Source organism: Pantoea sp. GM01 (assembly GCF_000282675.1).
GTDB lineage: Bacteria > Pseudomonadota > Gammaproteobacteria > Enterobacterales > Enterobacteriaceae > Pantoea > Pantoea nemavictus.
The window spans coordinates 1-4,867 of record NZ_AKIU01000015.1 but is presented as its reverse complement, the minus strand read 5'-3'; the positions used below and the strand labels follow the sequence as shown (position 1 = coordinate 4,867).

The 4,867-nt window shown below is 45.1% G+C and carries 4 protein-coding genes and 4 tRNA genes; 2 read left to right on the top strand and 6 right to left on the bottom strand.

Annotated elements, in window-relative coordinates; genetic code table 11:
* Nucleotides 1-135 precede the first annotated feature (135 nt).
* The 4 genes from PMI17_RS03910 to PMI17_RS03895 form a co-directional block, all read right to left on the bottom strand.
* Nucleotides 136-211, bottom strand: a tRNA-Thr gene (locus PMI17_RS03910).
* A 5-nt stretch (nucleotides 212-216) separates the two neighbouring features.
* Nucleotides 217-291: transfer RNA gene (locus PMI17_RS03905), tRNA-Gly, on the bottom strand.
* Between the two features lie 192 nt (nucleotides 292-483).
* Nucleotides 484-568 (bottom strand) — tRNA-Tyr (locus PMI17_RS03900).
* 7 nt (nucleotides 569-575) lie between these two features.
* Nucleotides 576-651 (bottom strand) — tRNA-Thr (locus PMI17_RS03895).
* 328 nt (nucleotides 652-979) lie between these two features.
* Here PMI17_RS03895 and PMI17_RS03890 point away from each other — a divergent pair.
* Together PMI17_RS03890 and coaA are read left to right on the top strand one after the other, a co-directional pair.
* A complete protein-coding gene (locus PMI17_RS03890; RefSeq protein WP_007886342.1) occupies nucleotides 980-1,537 on the top strand; it encodes a GNAT family N-acetyltransferase in 558 nt (185 codons plus the stop codon).
* Nucleotides 1,538-1,739: 202 nt separating this feature from the next.
* Complete coding sequence (gene coaA / locus PMI17_RS03885; protein WP_036620195.1) at nucleotides 1,740-2,690, top strand: type I pantothenate kinase; 951 nt, start codon at nucleotides 1,740-1,742, stop codon at nucleotides 2,688-2,690.
* A gap of 61 nt (nucleotides 2,691-2,751) precedes the next feature.
* Here coaA and birA read toward each other — a convergent pair whose 3' ends face one another.
* Together birA and murB are read right to left on the bottom strand one after the other, a co-directional pair.
* Entirely contained in the window at nucleotides 2,752-3,714 is a 963-nt protein-coding gene (gene birA / locus PMI17_RS03880; protein ID WP_007886340.1) for a bifunctional biotin--[acetyl-CoA-carboxylase] ligase/biotin operon repressor BirA, read from the bottom strand.
* Nucleotides 3,711-4,748, bottom strand: a complete 1,038-nt coding sequence (murB, locus tag PMI17_RS03875) for a UDP-N-acetylmuramate dehydrogenase (RefSeq protein WP_036620191.1) — start codon at nucleotides 4,746-4,748, stop codon at nucleotides 3,711-3,713. The genes birA and murB overlap by 4 nt, the downstream gene beginning before the upstream one ends.
* Nucleotides 4,749-4,867: the final 119 nt, after the last annotated feature.

Here is a 4,867-nt window from a genome sequence, read left to right as displayed (position 1 = left end):
TGTTACGCTGAAATTGCTCTTTAGCCATCGCTAGTCCCTCTAAGACACGGATATATCGAAGATATCGTCATATCAACCAGGCAATGCCTGACTGTTTGGTTTACAGAGAGAGAATCAGGAGAGAGATAAAGGAAGTGGTGCTGATACCCAGAGTCGAACTGGGGACCTCACCCTTACCAAGGGTGCGCTCTACCAACTGAGCCATATCAGCACATCTGGAGCGGGCAGCGGGAATCGAACCCGCATCATCAGCTTGGAAGGCTGAGGTAATAGCCATTATACGATGCCCGCATCCTGGAACTCGGCTACCTGTTCTTTCTGTAGCTTATGAATAATAAAAGAAGACCTTCTATTATTCGAGCCAGTCAGAGTTTCTGACCGACGTTGATTGTGCTAACGCACAATCTGAAATTCGAAGGTGAGAGATGAAGAACTCACCCATCAGATAAGGGCTTTATCTGATGCTCAACCAGGAGGTTGAGATGGTGGTGGGAGAAGGATTCGAACCTTCGAAGTCTGTGACGGCAGATTTACAGTCTGCTCCCTTTGGCCGCTCGGGAATCCCACCTACTTGATGGTGCCGGCTACCGGAATCGAACTGGTGACCTACTGATTACAAGTCAGTTGCTCTACCAACTGAGCTAAGCCGGCATCAAGTGGAGCGCATTCTAGGAAGACCCGAAGAAGGATGCAACAAAAAAATCGCTAAAATTGTTCTTTAGCTTACTATTTGTGCAAATCATCGCAAATCACTGCTCAGCTGAAGCAAAACCATCCAAAATGCGTGCATTTTTACAGCATAAGGATAACTGGATAACTTAATACCCTCACCATCAACTGCGCTCAATTTTGGGGCACGTTGCCTTTTTGCAGTGCAAATCGTGAAAATAATTTTGATATGCATCCATTCGGCGGCATTTTTCTACTGGCCCGTAATTTGCTTAGTTCTTTAATCAAATCAATTGAGGGAGGATATCGCATGAATATTGTTCAGCTCACTGCAGAAAATTTGCCTCAATATCGTTACGCGCTGGCCGCACTGATGATTGACGCAATAAAGAACAATATGACAACTGCATTTCAACATTCGCGGGGAATGCAACGGCATCAGGATGCTGAGCGCTATTTTCATAGCTTGCGCGACCAAATGGCACGTCATGATTTGCTGATGTGGATTGCTATCGTTGATTCGTCTCTGGTGGGGAGTGTGCAAATGGGTATTTGCCAGCGCCCAGATGGGCAAAATCGTGCAGAAGTTTTGCAGCTGCTGGTGCATTCTGGCGTTCAGCATGAAAAAATTGGACAGCGGTTAATGCAAGCGCTTGAGCAAAAGGCGGAAAGCCATCAGCGTGGACTCCTTTATTTGGATGTTATAGCGGGTTCATCAGCAGAAGATTTCTATCGGTCGCATGGCTACCATTATTTGGGAGAATTGCCTGACTATGCCTTATGCTCGGATGGACATTCTCATCCCAGCGCAATTTACTATAAACGGCTGCGTACCGGCTCAGCAGAAAATGTAGTTTCAAGCTACTGACCGACAAGAAAAATGTGGGCGCGCTTAAGAAAGCGTGCTCATGTTTATCATTTTACTTCTTTTTAAAGTCATACTGGTGTTACCCTCCTGCCCATTGTTCTCGTTAATTACCCCTGTGACGTGCAATTGAGTTCGATACATCGTTGTATGCTCGATGCTACAAGGTGTTGATGAATCAGTATTTGCACTCAAATGCATGCTTATGAGTAAAAAAACGACACCTCTTACTACGCCCTATTTACAATTCAATCGTCAACAATGGGCTGCACTACGCGATTCCGTACCAATGACACTGGCTGAAGATGAAATCGAGCGGTTGCGTGGTATTAATGAAGATCTTTCATTAGAAGAAGTGGCTGAGATCTATCTGCCGCTATCGCGCCTGCTTAATTTCTATATCAGCTCTAATCTTCGTCGTCAGGCGGTGCTGGAACAATTTCTTGGCACGAATGGGCAGAAAATCCCTTATATCATTAGTATTGCCGGCAGTGTTGCTGTAGGTAAAAGCACCACGGCTCGCGTGCTTCAGGCATTACTTAGTCGCTGGCCAGAACATCGTAAGGTTGAACTCATTACTACTGATGGCTTTTTGCATCCCAATGCGGTGCTTAAAGAACGCGGTCTGATGAAGAAAAAAGGCTTCCCACAATCTTATGATATGCATCGCCTGGTGAACTTCGTTTCTGCTTTGAAATCGGGAGCCAGTCAGGTGACAGCGCCAGTCTATTCACATCTGATTTATGATGTCATTCCTGATGGGGACAAAGTAGTACAACAACCGGACATTCTCATTCTTGAAGGATTGAATGTACTACAAAGTGGCATGGACTATCCTCACGATCCCCACCATGTATTTGTCTCAGATTTCGTAGATTTCTCTATTTATGTTGATGCACCTGAGTCCTTACTTGAAAATTGGTATGTAAATAGATTCTTAAAATTCCGTGAAGGTGCATTTAGCGACCCAGACTCATATTTCCATCACTATTCGCAGTTACCTGAAGAGGATGCGCTCAATATTGCTCGCGGACTTTGGAAGGAGATTAACTGGCTTAATTTAAAGGAAAATATTCTGCCGACGCGTGAAAGGGCCAGTTTGATTATGACTAAGTCTGCTGATCATGCGGTACAAAGCGTTCGTTTAAGAAAATAATATTTTGAATTAAACGCCCGCCATCATAAACGGGCGCTTTTTTATTATCAAAGATAAAGAATTAATTGTCAGGACGAAGGGAGATTTCGCCTCCAACCCAGGATTTAACTTCTCCATCCTGCTCCAATAATAAACCTCCTTGCTTATCGATACCCCGCGCAATACCGTATACTTCACGGTCACCAATAAGAAGTTTTACTGGACGATTAATGAAGTTATCGAGCGTTTCCCAACGTTTCACAAATGGCGCCAAACCATCACGTTCAAAAATTGGTAGAGCTTCACGAAGGCTATTAAGTAATTTTGCAGCTAATACATTTCGGTCAATATCAATTCCGGCTTCCTGCAAATTAATCCAACCTTGATTAATTTCCGTTGCGCCTTCAGACCTCATCAGTAAATTCACGCCCGCCCCTATGACAATCTGCGCGGCATCACCGGTTTTGCCCGTTAATTCAACTAAAATCCCTGCGAGTTTTCGGTCATTGAGATAAAGGTCATTTGGCCATTTAACGCGTACTTCAGGCGCACCCAGTGATTGAATCACCTCCGCCATGATAATACCAATCACCAAACTTAATCCCATAGCCGCAGCTGGCCCCTCCTCCAGACGCCAATACATTGACATATAGAGGTTAGAACCAAAGGGAGAAAACCACTTACGACCACGACGTCCACGCCCTGCTTGCTGATACTCCGCAATGCATGCATAGCCAGAAGGTAATTGATCCATTCGATCCAACAAATATTGGTTCGTTGAATCAATAACAGGGATAACAGCCAGATTGGGTTGATGAAGATGTGACAAGATGATGTCTTCATCCAGTAACTGAATGGGGCCTGCCAAGCTGTATCCTTTCCCCGTTACCGTATATACATCCAGCCCCCAACTTTTTAATGTCTGTATATGTTTATTGATTGCTGCACGGCTCATGCCCAGAGCTTCACCTAGTTGTTCACCAGAGTGAAATTCGCCATCCGCCACCAATGCCACTAATTTTAGTGGCACGCTATTATCTTTCATGAAATCACCTCAACGGCGTTACGTTCGCCACGAGCACCGATAAAGCGCACTTCTGGCTCCAGCCAAACATCGAATTTTTTACCGACTTTATTTCTGACATGGTGCGCTAGATCGACAATATCCTGCGGTATAGCGTGATCTTCATTAATCAGTACCAGTGCCTGCTGGCGGTGAACGGCGGCACCGCCCATGCGATAGCCTTTAAGGCCGCACTGATCTATCAACCATCCTGCCGCTAATTTAACTTCACCGTTTGGCTGTGGATAATGAGGAATGGTTGGCCACTCCTTAATTAGCGCAACTGCCAGCTCACCTGTGATGAGCGGATTTTTGAAGAAACTGCCCACATTACCTGTAATTTTTGGGTCAGGCAGTTTGCTTTGACGCATATGACAAATAGCATTGAATACATCCCAGGCACAGACTGTAGCAGGGTTTAATTTAGTCAGATCGCCATAGCTCAGAACAGGCTGCCACTGTTTTGCCAAACGTAATCCCACGCTTGTAATGACATAGTCGTTCTTCATCGCATGTTTGAAAATACTATCACGATAACCAAATTGGCACTCTTCCCGATGTAATCGGACAATTTTTTGTGACGGTAAATGCAAAGCTTCTACGTAATGACAAATATCTTTAAATTCGACTCCGTATGCACCAATATTTTGGATTGGTGCTGAACCGGCCTTACCGGGGATCAATGCCAGGTTCTCTAATCCTGTAATGCCTTTCTTCAGAGTTTGCTCGACTAAATTATGCCAATTTTCGCCTGCGCCAACATGCAAATGCCATGCTTCGTCATGGTCATCGATGGTTATCCCTTTAATTGCGTTGACCACAACAGTGCCGCCGAAATCCTCGAGAAACAGCATGTTGCTGCCCTCTCCCAATACAAGAAAAGGCAGATTTGATCGCTGACTATTCTGCCATGCTGTGGTTATGGCGTCGGGAGTATCGGCGATGATCAGCGTGTGTGCGCTGACCGCAAGACCAAGGGTGTTGAAAGCTTTTAGGGATGTGCTGGGGCTGGACATTTCACGGCCTTTACTAATTAATCTGGCCGTAGTTTACCTGATCGCTATGATGCGAGTTTGATGTTTTCTGAGTTTACTTTGGAAAATTGGCGTTGTTTAGACGTAAAAAAGCCCTGAAC